Here is a 15,186-nt window from a genome sequence, read left to right on the forward strand (position 1 = left end):
ATATTTTACAGGATAAAAGCCACAAAATATCATTCTGTTAATTATCCGTTTCTGATTGAAATAAATTCCAGAGCATCAGGAGTGCCTGAGCAGTAGTACGTTCTATATTTAGGAGTCGATCATGATGGAAATGAAACAACTTAGTTCTCACTTCATTTTTACCGGCTATCGCTACCCAAACTGTACCAACAGGTTTTTCTTCAGTACCTCCGTCGGGACCCGCGATACCGCTGGTTGCAATGGCATAATCGGTATTCAATTTCTCCTTTGCTCCTTTCGCCATTTGAATCACGGTTTCTTCACTCACCGCGCCAACCTGCTTCAAGGTATCCTTACTTACACCTAAAATATGCTCTTTAACTTCATTAGCATAGGCAACAATAGCTCCATTGAACATCTTACTTGAACCTGGTATCTCTGTAATTAAACGAGCAATATTTCCTCCTGTACAACTTTCAGCTGTTGCTAAAGTTTTTTGCTTTGCCGTAAATTCTTGAATGATAACTTGCTCAAAGCTTATATCTTCCGTTGCAACTACCGCATCAGCAATTCTCTCTAGCAATCTGTTTTTCCAAACTTCAGCTTCCTGGTTTAATAGTTCTAGATCTTTTCCTGTAACCGTAACCCTAAGTCTGACCAATCCAATTTTAGGAAGGTAAGCTAGATGGACATTATTGGGAAATTCATTTTCAATATCTGAAATATGTTCTGCTAAATGAGATTCTCCAATCCCAACGGTAAGGATATATTTATTGACAACCTTTTCATCAGTTTTAAATTCCTTAAGTTTTGGTAGAACTCGATGAGTCATTAGGTTTTTCATTTCAAATGGGACACCCGGCAGAAAAACATAGATCTTCCCTTCGTGCTCCACCCACATTCCAGGGGCAGTACCCCAGTCATTAAACAGGACATCACAATTTTCCAAAACATCAGCCTGCCCTTTATTAATATCCGGCATGGTCCTGTTAAACCGTTGAAATATTTGTCGGACATGATCCATTACCTCAGGGTTATGGACCAAGGTTGTATTGAAAAACTTGGCAGCCGTATATTTGGTGACATCGTCTTTGGTTGGACCCAGACCACCAGTGCAAATAATAAGATCCGCACGGATACTGGCATCAGAGAGCGCTTTTTTGATATGGTCCTCGGCATCAGTGATGGAGGTAATCTGTTGAATATGGATTTGTTGGGCAAACAGTTCCTGGGCAATCCAAGCGGAATTGGTATCCACGATCTGTCCAAGCAAGATCTCATCACCAATGGTAATAATTTCAGCTTTCATAGATATAGTGTTTAGGAGTTATTAATATGTGTAATGACTCTGTCTCTTGGTTAATTTTAAATCTTGAAGAATCGAAGCCTTTGCTCGGATCGTTATATTGTAACTTTTATATCTCCCAAAAGGTACCCATCCGACAGACATATCCCAACAGTGCAAATCTCGATAGATGCTCACCTGGGTCATTGACGCTTCATTTTGTATAAAGTCATATCCGGTATTGAACTGTACCTTCCATTTTGGGGTCACATTAAAGTCACCATGCACATTGACCGTACTGGTCAATCTAGTACTCATTCGTCCCAATTGACCATCCCAAGCACGGTTATAATTAAAACTAAATGAACCGGCTAAGTTCCAAGGAATATTAAAATCCACAAAGGCATTCGGATCCGTACTGATCCTTGCCAATGCTTGAGCTTGTTCAGGAGTCAAGTTTGGCATTGCACTTCGGAGTGAGTCAATATTATCGCCTCGGTTTTGATTGGCTTTTGGATTTAAGCTATAATCAAAGGATAGTCCGAAATTCGTTAAACGAGCTAATGTACCATCTTTAACAGCAAATCGATTAATTCTGGTTCCGGTGAACCTATCATAGGAGTAGGCGTCTAAACTACCATTGAAATTGACATTTACCTTTTTGTCAAAAAGAGCAGTCCTTCCGGAAAAGCTGATAGGCGATAATTTTAAAGAGTCTGCAGCGACGTTGTAGTTACCACTAAAAGTTAAACCCTGTATTATCGGCACTTTTTTGACACCTTTTCCTGTGGTATCCTTGTCGTTTCGAATCTTTGCTTCCAAGTTATTATCAACGGAGAAACCGATACCAAATGATTTTCCATCTGAAGGTGTACCATAGATAGCGTTTTCAAAAATGGAATATTTCTTATATACCCCTCTTTCATCTGTAAAATCACGGTAGAAGCCATATCGGGCGTCGGAAAAGTCAGGCCTGTAATTCAAATTGATGGATGGAGTAATGGTATGACGCATCGCCTCGATCTTACCAATCTTTTTATTCATCTGACCATAGATTTTTGTCGAAAGTCCAGTTGAAACAGTATAATCATAAGCACGTTTGAACCCCTGCAGGGTATCTCTCACGCTTACAAAACCGAAAGGCTCATTCTGCAGCCTGTTTCTATAATATTGCAAATACCAACGTTCAGTATAATTAAATGAGGTATTGAATTGGAAGTACTTCAAAACATTCAAGCTTAAGCTGACTGGAATATTATGCTGCATCCCGTTGGTAAACTCGTTTAATGTTTCTTTTCTGAATAAAAGAGAGTCTTTGGTGACAAGCCTATTCTGGGCTTGTAAGCTATATCCTACCGTAATTCTTTGAAACCATTTTTGTTCCCCTATTCGGTCTTTTGAATCAAATGGGTTAAAAGTAGCAACGCTCAAGCTAACAGTGGGTAAGTCAAGGTTCAAGTCGCCATTGGTCAAATTTTGCTCATGGGACATGTTTGTTGTAAAGTTAACTTTTCCATCAGCGAATACCTTTCCGTATGCAATCGATGATCGCATACTGTTGTTGGTAGCCAGCATGGGATTATACCCATTTGCTGTTGCGGAATTTCTATAGTTATTTCGCGAACCAAAGTTAACCGATGCGGAGAACGAAGTTCCTGGATTAGCTTCCTGACGTTGCGAGTGGTTCCAAGTGAAGCGGAACTCCTTACTTCTACCATAATCATCTGTTCCTTCAACCCCTTGGACATATGATCCATATTCTAGGGAGAAGTTACCATTGAATTTATAATTCTTTAAATATTGTGTCCTGACATTGGCTACCCAAGTTCCTTTTGAATAGAGAGTACCGCGGATTTCAGAATCCCAATAATCATTAAAGGTCAGGTACCAGCCCAAGTCACGCATTGCAAATCCTCTCGATGCATCTTCACTAAAGGAAGGGAATAAGAATCCCGAGCTTTTCTTATCCTGTTTAGGAAAAAATCCAAAAGGAATGGCTAAAAATTTAATGGGAATATTTTCAACGACCAGATAAGAAGGTCCGGCAATGATTTGATTTTTTGTAATGACCCCTTTTGTAATTTGTATTCCAAAGTGGGTATGAGGGTAAGGTAAATTACAGGTTGAGTAGAGTCCTTTGTATAGGGACATTTCATCATAGATATTTTTTCGCACCTCTTTGGCTTGAATATATCCACCGTCGACTTCGGTCATTACCCCAAAAGTTTTAGGGACTTGCGTTTTATAATTATAGAGCAATGAATCCACAGCAATTGGAGATTCACCGGGCATTATAACGACGGGACGGCCGACATACTTACCATTGTGGTCGATAACTCCTGTAGCAAAAAGGACATTTGTGTTTCTATCCAAACGGATATAGTCGGCAGCAAGTTCGAATCCTTGATATTTAACTTTCGCTCCTTTGTAAAGGTGGAGGATATTTTTACTAACCTCATTCCATGAAGAATCGTTGGCAGAAATAGTCACCACGGTTTCCAATCCACCCTGATCTTTCATATGGACTGTATCCTGACCACTAACTTCTTTAAAATTGTTTTTGCTGGTATCGGTAGGAATAGTATCTCTTTGGAGGGTATCTATTGTAACATTTTGCTTGGTAGAATTATTCTCCACCTGAGCCTGCAGCACAGTAATCCCTATAAAAAAAAACAGAATGGAAAGTAAAAAACAACTTAAGGCCTTCAAAATGAAATATGAATGTTATTTTTGTGCTAATTTTAAACTCTTGTTGGCAAAAATAGTCAAAAATCAATAACAAATATTAGGTTTTTGATAAAGTTAATCATATTTAACAGTTTACTTTAACAATGTTGCCAGAGAGACTTAAATAATAACGTTAACTATGAATTTCAATAAATCCATAAAAATAACCTTATCGGTACTAGCAGTCTTGTTACCGATGATTTTCTTAAGTACAATTGTTAATTCACAGGAAAAAGAGAATCAAGAGAATAAACCAGAACAAACTACCCAGAACAATAAAACTTTTAAACTGGTCGTTATCGACCCGGGCCATGGAGGTAATCTACCAGGAGCAAGAGGACGGATATCATTGGAAAAGGATATTGCCCTTGATGTGGGTAAAAAATTGAAAGCAGCAATTGAAAAGGATATGCCTGGAGTAAAAGCAATGTTAACTCGAGAGACCGATATTGATGTACCATTTCACGAGCGAACTGCTTTGGCCAATAAAAATCATGCTGATTTATTTATTTCCATACACTGTAATTCTGCGGATTCAGATCGAAAAGTTAAGGGTAAAAATGGAAGATATGTTACTCAAACCATTCGAAGGCCAGATGTTAGCGGAACAGAAACTTTTGTATGTGGATTTAACAGGTTGCAGAGAGGTGAATCAGAAGTTGCAGTAAGAGAGAATGCGGATATTTTATTTGAAGAAAATTACCAGGAGAATTATGGTGGATTTGATCCAAATGATCCATCGACATACATAATTTTCTCTATGCTAAAAAGAACTTACCGGGACAAAAGTATTAGGTTAGCCACATTTATACAAAATGAATATGTGAAGAAAGGCCGTCCTAACAGGGGAGTTCAAGAACTTTCACTTCAGGTTTTGGCATATGCAGCTATGCCAGCGGTATTAACTGAGATAGGCTTTATTTCCAATCCTGAGGAAGAGAAATTTATGGTATCAGAAGATGGGCAAAATGAGATTGTTGCTAATCTTGTGGATGCAATAAAGCATTACAAGACCAGTTCAGGATTGCAATAGGTATAATATTTGATAATAAACAGAAACGAAAAGGAGACATTGGAGAATTTTATTAAATCGAGAAAGGGAGTTTTAAGAAATGTTGGGATTACCCTAACTTGTATTTCAGTCTTGTTATTGGCGAGTTTTAGGCCAGTTGAATATCAAGATAATCAGGGAAGTCCTAGGAAATTAAAAACCATTGTATTAGATCCTGGCCATGGTGGGCATGACTCAGGGGCAGTTGGAAGACAGTCAAAAGAAAAAGATATTGCCCTGCAGGTAGCTTTGAAGTTAGGTAAGAAAATCGAGCGAGAATTTCCGGGAATTAAAGTTATTTATACTCGTACAACGGATGTATATCCAAAGTTGTATGAGCGTCCGGCATTGGCAAATAAACATCATGCTGATCTTTTTATATCGATTCACTGTAACTCTGGCGGAGCAAGTAGCAGAAGGGTAAAAAACAGCCGCGGGAAATATGTGACGCAACGAGTTCTAAATACTTCAGCAAAAGGTACAGAAACATTGGTTTTAGGTTTTAGCCGTACAGGTGATCAAGATGTGGCCATACGTGAAAATGCTTCGATTTTGATGGAGGATAACTATAAAGAAAACTATGGAGGATTTGACCCAAAAGATCCTTCAACCTATATCGTATTTTCTTTGATGAAAAGAAAATTTAGGGAACAGAGCATCAGACTTGCCTCATATATGCAAGATCAATTTCAAAATTCCAGTAGAACTGACCGTGGAGTGAAAGAACAGTCATTGGCGGTTCTTGCTACAGCAGGGATGCCGGCAGTTTTGACGGAGATTGGATTTATCTCCAATCCCGATGAAGAAAGATTTATGATGTCATCTGCAGGACAGGAATCAATTGTCACTGATTTGTTTAATGCTATAAATACTTATAGAAAAAGCATAGAAAAATAATCTTTTTCTTAAATTGGCAGAAGCAACAGAGTTAAAAGTATTTAAACAGAGGTAATTTTGAAAATATCAAACGAAACTAAAGTCGGGGCATTAACGAGTATTGCAATTGCAATTTTATTTATTGGTTACAGTTTCCTTAAAGGAAACAACGTATTTAGCAGTGAAAACACATTTTATACAGAATATGATAATGTTGATGGTCTAGCAGTATCAAAGCCAGTTTTAGTGAGTGGATTCCAAATTGGTCGTGTTTCAAAACTTACCCTACAACCCAACGGCAAAATCAGAACTGAATTTAAGATCAAAAATGAATATGAAATTCCATCGAATACCGTAGCTCGTATTGTTAGTGCCGATTTATTAGGCAGTAAGGCTATCGTATTTGAATTGGGAAATAGTACTACAATGGCTAGGAATGGTGACCCCTTGCTGTCAGATGTTCAAGCAAACCTGATGGAAAAGGTTGAGCCCTTGCAGAAAAAAATCGAAAACTTGGTTGTAAAATTGGATTCAGTACTTTCAGGTGTAAACTCTGTATTGGATGAAAACTTCCAACGAGACTTCAAAAGCAGTGTACATAGTATTTCTGTATCGTTGAAGAATCTTGAAAAAATCACTGGTGATGTGGATGGATTGATGGGAGCTGAGAAAAATCGCTTAAGCAATATTCTTTCTAACATGGAGTCCATAACGATGAACTTCAAGAATAACAATGAGAAAATTAACTCTATTCTTGCTAACCTAGATAATCTTTCCGACGATCTATCTAAAACTGAGATTAAAGCTACCGTGGACAACGCGAATCAAGCGATGAAGGATGTAATGGAAATTACCAATAAAATTAATACTGGTGATGGCTCATTAAGTCAGTTGATTCATGATGAGAAACTTTATAATAATCTAACCAACGCTTCGGAGAATTTGGATCAACTGGTTAAAGATTTAAAAGAAAATCCAGGTAAATATTTGAAGATTTCGATCTTTGGAAAGAAAGACACGAAATAGGGCTTTTAAATTATTTTATTAAAAATATAACTCAAAATAAAAAGGGAAAGGGTTCAGTTGATTACTGAACCCTTTCCCTTTTATTATGTACTAAGTTTTAGTTTTTCAATGTTTCGTCTAGCCAACTAAAGAATTCTCTCTGCCAAACTTGTGCGCTTTGACCAGAAAGCACCCAGTGGTTTTCATCTGGCAGATAGACTAATCTACTTTTAACTCCACGTAATTGAGCAGCTTGAAAAGCTTCTAATCCTTGTCCGATAGGTACCCGAAAATCTTTTCCTCCTTGGAAGATTAATATAGGTGTATCCCATTTATCAACATGGTTGCTAGGATTGAATTGCGTATAAGTTTTCTCATTAGCCTTGTCCCAATATGGACCTCCCAAATCATGATTAGCAAAGAAAAGCTCTTCGGTAGTTCCATACCATGATTTCATATCAAAAAGTCCACAATGAGAAATAAAGGACTTAAATCTTCCTTCATGAACACCGGCCAATTGGAAAACAGAATATCCTCCATAACTAGCACCTACAGCGCCCAGACGATCTTTGTCTACATAAGGTTCCTTAGAAATGTCATCAATTGCAGATAAATAATCTTGTATCGCTTGGCCACCCCAATCTTTTGAAATCTGTTCATTCCACTTAACTCCCCAGCCTGGCATTCCTCTTCTATTTGGCGCAATTACAATATAGCCTTGAGAAGCTAATAATTGAAAATTCCAACGGAATGAATAGGATTGTGTTGTAGCAGATTGAGGTCCTCCTTGACAGAATAGTAAGGTTGGATATTTTTTATTAGGATCAAAGTTTGGTGGATAGATCACCCATGAGAACAAGTCTAGACCATCTGTAGCTTTTGTAACTCTTGCTTCCACTTTAGTTTCAGCAACGGTACTATATAATTGATCATTAACTGATGTGATAGGGTTCAGTTTTTTAGTTTTGAAGTTGAATAGAAATACCTCTGGAGCTTGGGTCATAGTGGTTGAAGTAACGACTAATCCCTCCTTGGTTTCACCAACGATGCCAGTGATATCAAAATTTCCGGATGATAATTTCTTGATATTTGGCAATGCCATATTCTTGAGGTTTGCTGGCACAGATAGTTCAAATATTTGAATTGTTCCTTCTGTTGGTGCAACGAAATAAATCCTTTTGCTATCCTTACTCCAAGTATATGAATTGACGGTTCCATCCCAATGCGCCGTTAGGTTCAATTTTAATCCTGTATTCGGATCTTGAATGTAGATGTCATTTTTGTCGGCTTCATATCCATCGGTTTTCATGCTCAACCAGGTTAGTAATTTTCCATCCGGACTATATCCCGGAGTATTGTCATAACCTTGCATACCTTCGGTTAGATTTGTGGTATTGCCTGACTGTAGATCATATTTATAGATATCCGTATTGGTACTCTGCGCGTAGTCAGTTCCGAATTTCTTCTTACAGACATATAGAACCGACTTGCTGTCTGGGGTCCAAGCAAAATCTTCTGCAGCACCAAAAGGCATTGTAGGCGAATAAAAAGGCTCATCACCTAAAATATCCTTAGCCTCTCCTATTTTTCCATTTTCATAAGAAGCAATAAATGGATGATTAAATTTTCCATCATTCCATGTATCCCAGTGACGGTAATCTAAATTATCATAGATATAAACATTGGATTTTGGAAGATCCTTATACTTATCGGTACTGTAATAAGGCTTTAGAAGCACCTGCTTACTGAAAAGAATATGTTTACCATCAGGGGAAATTTTGACGTTTTCTAAGCCATCTTCATAATTAGTTAATTGAACGGCATTTCCATCTTTTAGACTTTTTTTCCAAATCTGCCCTTTAAATAGGTAAAGTACTTGATCTCCATCCACATTCAATACAGATTCTGAACCTGCATCAGTAGTGAATTGTATGGCTGAACCTCCCTTAACAGGGATAACAAATAAATTCTTCTCGGATTTATTTTCTTCGAATTGATAGTTGGATACCCCATATATAAGTTGAGTACCATCAGTAAAAAGACCTTCAGCACTAACTCGTCCCAGCTCCCAAAGTTTCTTAGGGCTTAAAGGTTCAACATTTCTAGAGTTCCTAACACGGTTCTCTACTTTTGGACGTTCCACCTTTTGAGGAACTTCCTTTCCTTCTTGTGCAATAACCATATTATTGATCAATAAGAATGCGCCAATCCATGATATCTTGTGCATATAAAAACTATTTTGCCTGCCAATTTACTAAAGTTGGCAGGCAAAAAGAAATTACATACTAATGTCCACGGCTGACTTTCCAAAATAATAGCCAGATACTGGTCAAGTACATTCTTATGGATGTTCTACTTAGCTTGATCATTGCTTTTCAAATTGGTACCAATTTATTTTTGTCGATAAACGCATCAACACGGCAAGAATGATGAATAAACCAACGGTTCCTACAATTAAAGAGTAATCTCTCAGCTGTAATAATACAAAGATAAAGGTATAGAATAATGCTAAGATGGCACTAAAAACCAGTGCTGATTTCATGTCTTTTGTAATTGCTTTAATAAATGATGATATTAAAATTATGGTTGCAAATGCAGCAATTAAATAGGCTAAGTTAAATCCTATATGCTCTGAAATGGCTAGCAACAAAGCGTAAAACAATACCATAGCAAATCCAATTAACACATATTGTATCAGATGGACACGTTGTTTTTTGATAATCTCCATAAACACAAGGGATATAAAGGTTAGGGCAATCACCAGTGCGCCATATTTAGTTACACGGGTAGATTTTTGATAATTGTCTACTTGTGGCAAGAAATTAATCTGAACCATATCGTAATCGTCCGAAGTCAATTGGGTTTCTACAACATTAGCATAGTTTGCATCTACGGCTTGTGCACTTTGATAAGTACGTAAGTTTTCTTGGTCACCTGCTAGGTCAAGGCCTTGGAATTTATAGATTCCAGAAGGCTCTCCTGTCCACTGTTGGGATTGCTTTCTGCTGAAATCAGGAATATTCCAAACCGCTTTAAATGTACTGTTCACTTCCCTTTCATCAGGAAGGAAATTTCCATTGAAACTTGGATTTGCCCAATTTCCATTCGCTTCGATCTTAGTTTGCTTAGCTAAAGGCAGGAAGTTTAAAGATTTTGAACCTTTAAGATCCAGATTGATTTCAAAAGATTTATTTAATGATTCGTTTCCTTCTAATGCTAAATCAACTGTTAGGTTTTGATTGAATAATTTGAGGTCATTTTCAAATTTACCCATTTCATAGGCCTTTCCGTCCCAAGTAAAGCTTGGATTTTTTGAAATTCCTTTTATATCTTGAATACCGAATACCAATTTCGATTCACCCCATTTCAATTCAGAGGTATTGATTTTTAATTTTTCCAATTCAAAAGGCTTGAAACTTCCTTTGATATTGATTTTGGAATTATAAACAATGGTTTGGTAAATACCTCTTTTCAATGGCTGTGGTTCTACCGTGGCATGAATGGAAGCTTGATCTGCCATTAGAAAGGCATATTCTGTTACAACTGATCTGACTAAGTTAGTGGCTTTTCCATCAGCAGAATTTTCTATCCTTTCTTTAACGACATCATAAGGTACTGCAATAATAGGGCTGGTAATGACTTGATCCATTCCCCATTTTCTAGCGATCTCGGATGATACAGATACTTCCCTTTGATTTCTTTCAGAAATCAAATCTCCGATAAGACCTAATGGAATTAAGAGGATAAGCATCAAGAAAAAGATGATGAAAATTTTTAATACCAATGAGTCCGTTACTTTTTCAATTAAAGACTTTTGGGAACTGTTCCCTTGACTTTCGAGATTTGAATTATTTTCCATGTTGTATTGGATTTACTTGTAGTGTTAGTTTCTTGTTGATAATTATTTTTTAATTAGATGTTGATTCTGACAAATAATGCTTGAATTCATGCGATGTACCTTAGCCATTTCTTTCCCTTTCATAAAAGAATTGGGGTTATTCTGGATAAGGTTCAGTTTTAAAACAAGTGTTCTCATAATGTTTATTAAAAAGTACTTTGAGTTTCAAAGTAAAGGTGTAAAAAAAATTTTATTTATACGTTTGTTTTATTAAATTTTCTAATGCAATTAGATGATTTTCAAAAGCTTTGACTCCTTTTTCCGTTTTACTGTAACTTGTATTCGGTTTTCTATCAATAAAAGTTTTACTGACTAATATATACCCCTCTTTTTCTAAGTTTTTTAGATTGGAAGCGAGATTACCATCGGTCACGTCCAACAATTCTTTCAAAGAGTTGAAATCATAGGAATCGTTGGCTATTAGGATACTCATGATCTGTAGCCTTACCCTATTTTCAAAAACCTTATCATATAATGTTAAATCTAAGCTCACTTTTTTTCGTACTTTTTATGGACAATGATTCCGTAAACGATATGTAACACTCCAAATCCTAATGCCCAAAACACGACGCCATATCCAGGGAATGCCAATGCTAATAAGCCCAACCCAATTTCTAAAATCCCTAATACCCGTACTTCTCGAAACGTAAAAACACTCGCAGCTGTTAATGAAAGTCCGTAAAAGATTAACAGTGATGATGCGACTAACCCAAATATTCCTTTACTAATGAGTATCAGTGTAAAAAGCCCTCCAGTTACCAAAGGGATCGCCATAGCTTTAAGTAATGCCTTACTTGTAGGATTCCAGATACTTTGACCACTTTTCTTAGCTTTTGCTTTTGCCATGGTCACTCCTACCGAAATAGATACCACTAAAACCACGAAAGCAATAGCGATAAGCTTCCAAATCACCTGTTCATCCAATACATAGAATTCCCTATACCCAAATAAGCTTTTCGTTCCATATACGACAAAATAAGCAGCTGCAGATCCCAATAATGCAAAACAACCAATCAACACGCCTGATAGTCCGCTAATTGACATAAATTTTGAAGACTTCTCCATCATGGAGCGAATCTGGCCTATTTCTTTTAAGATATCTTTCTGGTCCATAAAAGTACTTTGATTTTCAAAGTAAGGTTAATTATTCCGTACCCGCAAATATTTTTTCATTTTTTTCAAAGAAGAATGATTTTATTCGAGAAGGAGAATGGATAGATTTTTGGTTTAAGCAGTTTTGCCAAGCTCAAGACATAAAACTCCAGCAATAATTAACATGAGTCCTAATAATTGAACGGTACCTAAAGACTCTTTAAAGGCAAAGTATCCTACTAGAGCTAATAATGATATTCCTACTGCAGCCCATATCCCATATGCAACACCGATCTGCATTCCAGCTTTTAAGGATAACGACAATAAATAATATGCTCCCACTACCCCTATGACTGCTACAATAGATGGAACTAGTTTTGTAAATCCTTCAGACTGTCGAGTGCCTAATGCTCCAATTAATTCTGCAACAATGGCTGCAATTAAATAAATATATTTCATCTCATGTCTAGCTTACTGCACCTTTTGAATTCGTAATCATTTTCCAATGATTAGAATTTATGGGACTAATTTATCCATATCTCTTTGATTTTTTATTGTATTAGAACAAATAAATTCATTTTAAAATTTATTAATCAAATCATTGGTCTTGTAATTCATCTCATGAATTATTATTCAAAGAATTAGAGAATGTGTTTCAATATTTAAATAAAGAATCTGAATGACTAATTCAATTTTATTAAATCACTTTCACTCGCTGAAGTTTCATTTTCTTAGTTTAAGCAAATAAAACGAAGGCCTAAAAGCTAATTATTCATGAAAATCGGTAATAATATTGGTTTAACGGACACAATAAATGATTTTTATTAAAATTAGGAGGTTAACAGACAAATAGTTACAAAAAGATAGTCAAAAAATAGAAAAAAAAGCTTGACATATATAGGTTTGGTTTCTATCTTTGTGGCTCAATAAAATCCTAACTGCGGAAGTGGCGTAATTGGTAGCCGCACCAGACTTAGGATCTGGCGCCGCGAGGCGTGGGGGTTCGAGTCCCTTCTTCCGCACTTGATGTCCTCCCGAAAATAAACCTCGGGAGGATTTTTTTTATTAATTGCGAAAAGCTAAAACAAGAGTATGAATATTTCACACCAGAACATTGATGACATCAACGCTAATATCCAAGTGGAAATAGCACCTGAGGACTATAATCCACAGGTTGATAAAGCAATTAAAGACCAAGCTAAACAAGCTAAATTACCAGGATTCCGTCCAGGAATGGTTCCTACGGGACATATCAAACGTATGTATGGTAAAGCAATCTTATTCGATGAGATCAACAAAATTATCAATGATAAAATTGCTGAATACATCGGTGAGCAAAAATTAGAAGTATTAGGCCAACCTCTTCCAAAAGAAGAAGATAAAGAAGGTCAATACAACTGGGATTTCAAAGATACTTTTAACTTCGACTACGAGATCGGTTTAGCTCCTCAATTCGACATCCCTTTCTCAGCAGAAACTGAATTCACAGAATACGATATTAAGGCAGATACAGCAACTCTAGAAGAGCGTATCAAAAACTTACGTCGTAGCTATGGTAAAATGACCAACCCCGAAGTTTCAGAAGATGGTGATGTTCTTTATGCTACTTTGAAACAAGATAAAGAAGAAGGTATTGAAAAAACAACTTCAATCCGTACTGATATCATTGAAGATGCTAAAATCAAAAAATCTCTAGTAGGTTTGAAAAAAGATGATACTGCTAAAATCGACGTTAAGAAAGCGTTTAAAGTTGCTGACTTAGCTCGTATCTTAGGTATCACTGAAGATGAGGCTGAGAACTTAGACGTGACTAAATTCGAATTGACTGTTAAAAACATCAATAGATTAGAAGAGTCTGATTTAGATCAAGAGTTTTTCGATAAATTGTTCCCTGCTGGTGAAGTTACTACAGAAGAACAGTTCAACGAAAAAGTGAAAGAAGAAGTTGAAAACCTATTCAAACAAAACTCAGCTCAAAGATTGCGTAACGATATGTATACTTTCGGTATGGAAAAAGTAGACGCAAAATTCCCTGAAGAGTTCTTGAAAAGATGGTTAAAAGCAACTAATCCTAATTTAGATGCTGCTGAAATCGAAGAAGGTTTTGAAGATTTCTTAAACAACTTGAAATGGACAATCATTGAAAACCGCATTGTTACTGCAAATAACCTTGAAGTTAAATATGATGAGGTTGTTGATTTAGCAAAAGAACGTATCTACGCTCAAATCAAAATGTACAACATCAATGAAGAGCCTACTGATGAGCAATTACAACAATTCGCTATGCAATTGTTAGGCGATAGAGAACAAGCTAACCGTTTGTTTGAAGAAGTTAAAGCATTGAAAGTTTTCGATCAACTTAAAGAAACTGTTAAAATCAAATCTAAAAAGATTGATTACGACAAATTCGAAAAGCTTGATAAATAAGAATTGCAAGAATTAGTTATAAAATAAAAAACAGGCTCGGAGTTTCCGGGCCTGTTTTTTTATTAATTATAGACTATTTTTATTAGAATGATTTGGAAAATCCTGTTAGCAGCCAAATTCCCATTGCTATTTTTTCATCGGGTTTATATTTTGCAGAAGGTCCTGTTTCTAAATTAAAGCCAAAGTTTTTTCCCAATTGTCTATTCATCCCCCAAATAGCTACCAAACCAAAAGAACTGCTCGTACTGAATTGATTGATTTTGGTAATTTCCCCATTCACATCTTGTTTCTCTTTATACCATCCATGCATAAATCCAAACAGTCTACCTCCTAAATAGCTGGCACTATTGTTTGAAATGTTCTTCCCTTTATTAAATCTCTTTTCAATATTATAATAATGCTTAACCGCAATAAATGCTGCCGGCATAAATGAATAGGAATTAGATTTGAATTGGTAACCAACATTTCCATTTACACTCGCTGAACCTTTAGAAAATCCAATTCCAACGGCCATTCCTACATTTGCGTCAAAAATTGTTTTAGGGCCAATTGGATGTTCGTACTGGAAAGTTACCGCCGGAAATAGCAACGATAATTTGACTCCTTTTGTCTGAACGACAAAATAATCTTGAGTGGAATTTTTTAAAACAGTGGAATCTGCATTTTGAGCATTTGCTGTAAAATTTACTCCACAGATAAGGGAAAACAAGAACAATCTTGCTTTAGAGGTTTTTGAATTTAAGTTAAACATAGTTTTTATTAATTTATATTCAAATATATATATATATATATATATTGAGTTATTAATAAAAACATAATTAGACCATATTATTGAAAATAATTTAA

General features: G+C 36.1%; 12 protein-coding genes and 1 tRNA gene. 5 read left to right on the forward strand and 8 right to left on the reverse strand.

Annotated elements, in window-relative coordinates; all coding sequences use genetic code 11:
• Positions 1–37: 37 nt before the first annotated feature.
• Positions 38–1,288: a competence/damage-inducible protein A gene (locus tag E0Y80_RS07770; RefSeq protein ID WP_156307089.1), complete on the reverse strand. Its 1,251-nt coding sequence runs from the start codon at positions 1,286–1,288 to the stop codon at positions 38–40.
• A 21-nt stretch (positions 1,289–1,309) separates the two neighbouring features.
• Positions 1,310–3,916 carry a putative LPS assembly protein LptD gene (locus E0Y80_RS07775; protein ID WP_231595990.1) on the reverse strand — a complete coding sequence of 869 codons (2,607 nt, stop codon included), beginning with the start codon at positions 3,914–3,916 and terminating at the stop codon, positions 1,310–1,312.
• Positions 3,917–4,130: 214 nt separating this feature from the next.
• Here E0Y80_RS07775 and E0Y80_RS07780 point away from each other — a divergent pair, with 214 nt between their 5' ends.
• The 3 genes from E0Y80_RS07780 to E0Y80_RS07790 all read left to right on the forward strand — a co-directional run bounded on the left by E0Y80_RS07780 (position 4,131) and on the right by E0Y80_RS07790 (position 6,944).
• A complete protein-coding gene (locus tag E0Y80_RS07780; RefSeq protein WP_231595991.1) occupies positions 4,131–5,024 on the forward strand; it encodes an N-acetylmuramoyl-L-alanine amidase family protein in 894 nt (297 codons plus the stop codon).
• 87 nt (positions 5,025–5,111) lie between these two features.
• Positions 5,112–5,939, forward strand: coding sequence for an N-acetylmuramoyl-L-alanine amidase family protein (locus tag E0Y80_RS07785; RefSeq protein ID WP_156307142.1), 828 nt, complete (start codon positions 5,112–5,114; stop codon positions 5,937–5,939).
• A 57-nt stretch (positions 5,940–5,996) separates the two neighbouring features.
• Complete coding sequence (locus E0Y80_RS07790; protein ID WP_156307090.1) at positions 5,997–6,944, forward strand: MlaD family protein; 948 nt, start codon at positions 5,997–5,999, stop codon at positions 6,942–6,944.
• Positions 6,945–7,041: 97 nt separating this feature from the next.
• On the opposite strand, the gene E0Y80_RS07795 is transcribed toward E0Y80_RS07790, so the two are convergent.
• The 5 genes from E0Y80_RS07795 to E0Y80_RS07815 form a co-directional block, all read right to left on the reverse strand.
• Positions 7,042–9,150: a S9 family peptidase gene (locus E0Y80_RS07795; protein WP_156307091.1), complete on the reverse strand. Its 2,109-nt coding sequence runs from the start codon at positions 9,148–9,150 to the stop codon at positions 7,042–7,044.
• A gap of 138 nt (positions 9,151–9,288) precedes the next feature.
• Complete coding sequence (creD, locus tag E0Y80_RS07800; protein WP_156307092.1) at positions 9,289–10,782, reverse strand: cell envelope integrity protein CreD; 1,494 nt, start codon at positions 10,780–10,782, stop codon at positions 9,289–9,291.
• Between the two features lie 229 nt (positions 10,783–11,011).
• On the reverse strand, positions 11,012–11,314 hold the full coding sequence (locus tag E0Y80_RS07805) for a winged helix-turn-helix domain-containing protein (protein ID WP_156307093.1): 303 nt from the start codon (positions 11,312–11,314) through the stop codon (positions 11,012–11,014).
• Entirely contained in the window at positions 11,311–11,934 is a 624-nt protein-coding gene (locus E0Y80_RS07810) for a hypothetical protein (protein WP_156307094.1), read from the reverse strand. The genes E0Y80_RS07805 and E0Y80_RS07810 overlap by 4 nt, the downstream gene beginning before the upstream one ends.
• A 114-nt stretch (positions 11,935–12,048) precedes the next feature.
• A complete protein-coding gene (locus E0Y80_RS07815; protein WP_156307095.1) occupies positions 12,049–12,372 on the reverse strand; it encodes a DMT family transporter in 324 nt (107 codons plus the stop codon).
• A gap of 481 nt (positions 12,373–12,853) precedes the next feature.
• Here E0Y80_RS07815 and E0Y80_RS07820 point away from each other — a divergent pair.
• Both E0Y80_RS07820 and E0Y80_RS07825 read left to right on the forward strand, forming a co-directional pair.
• Positions 12,854–12,935, forward strand: a tRNA-Leu gene (locus tag E0Y80_RS07820).
• Between the two features lie 70 nt (positions 12,936–13,005).
• Positions 13,006–14,340: a trigger factor gene (locus tag E0Y80_RS07825; protein ID WP_156307096.1), complete on the forward strand. Its 1,335-nt coding sequence runs from the start codon at positions 13,006–13,008 to the stop codon at positions 14,338–14,340.
• 82 nt (positions 14,341–14,422) lie between these two features.
• On the opposite strand, the gene E0Y80_RS07830 is transcribed toward E0Y80_RS07825, so the two are convergent.
• Entirely contained in the window at positions 14,423–15,091 is a 669-nt protein-coding gene (locus E0Y80_RS07830; RefSeq protein WP_156307097.1) for a hypothetical protein, read from the reverse strand.
• Positions 15,092–15,186 lie beyond the last annotated feature (95 nt).

This window comes from Sphingobacterium endophyticum (genome assembly GCF_009733535.1).
Classification (GTDB): Bacteria; Bacteroidota; Bacteroidia; order Sphingobacteriales; family Sphingobacteriaceae; genus Sphingobacterium; species Sphingobacterium endophyticum.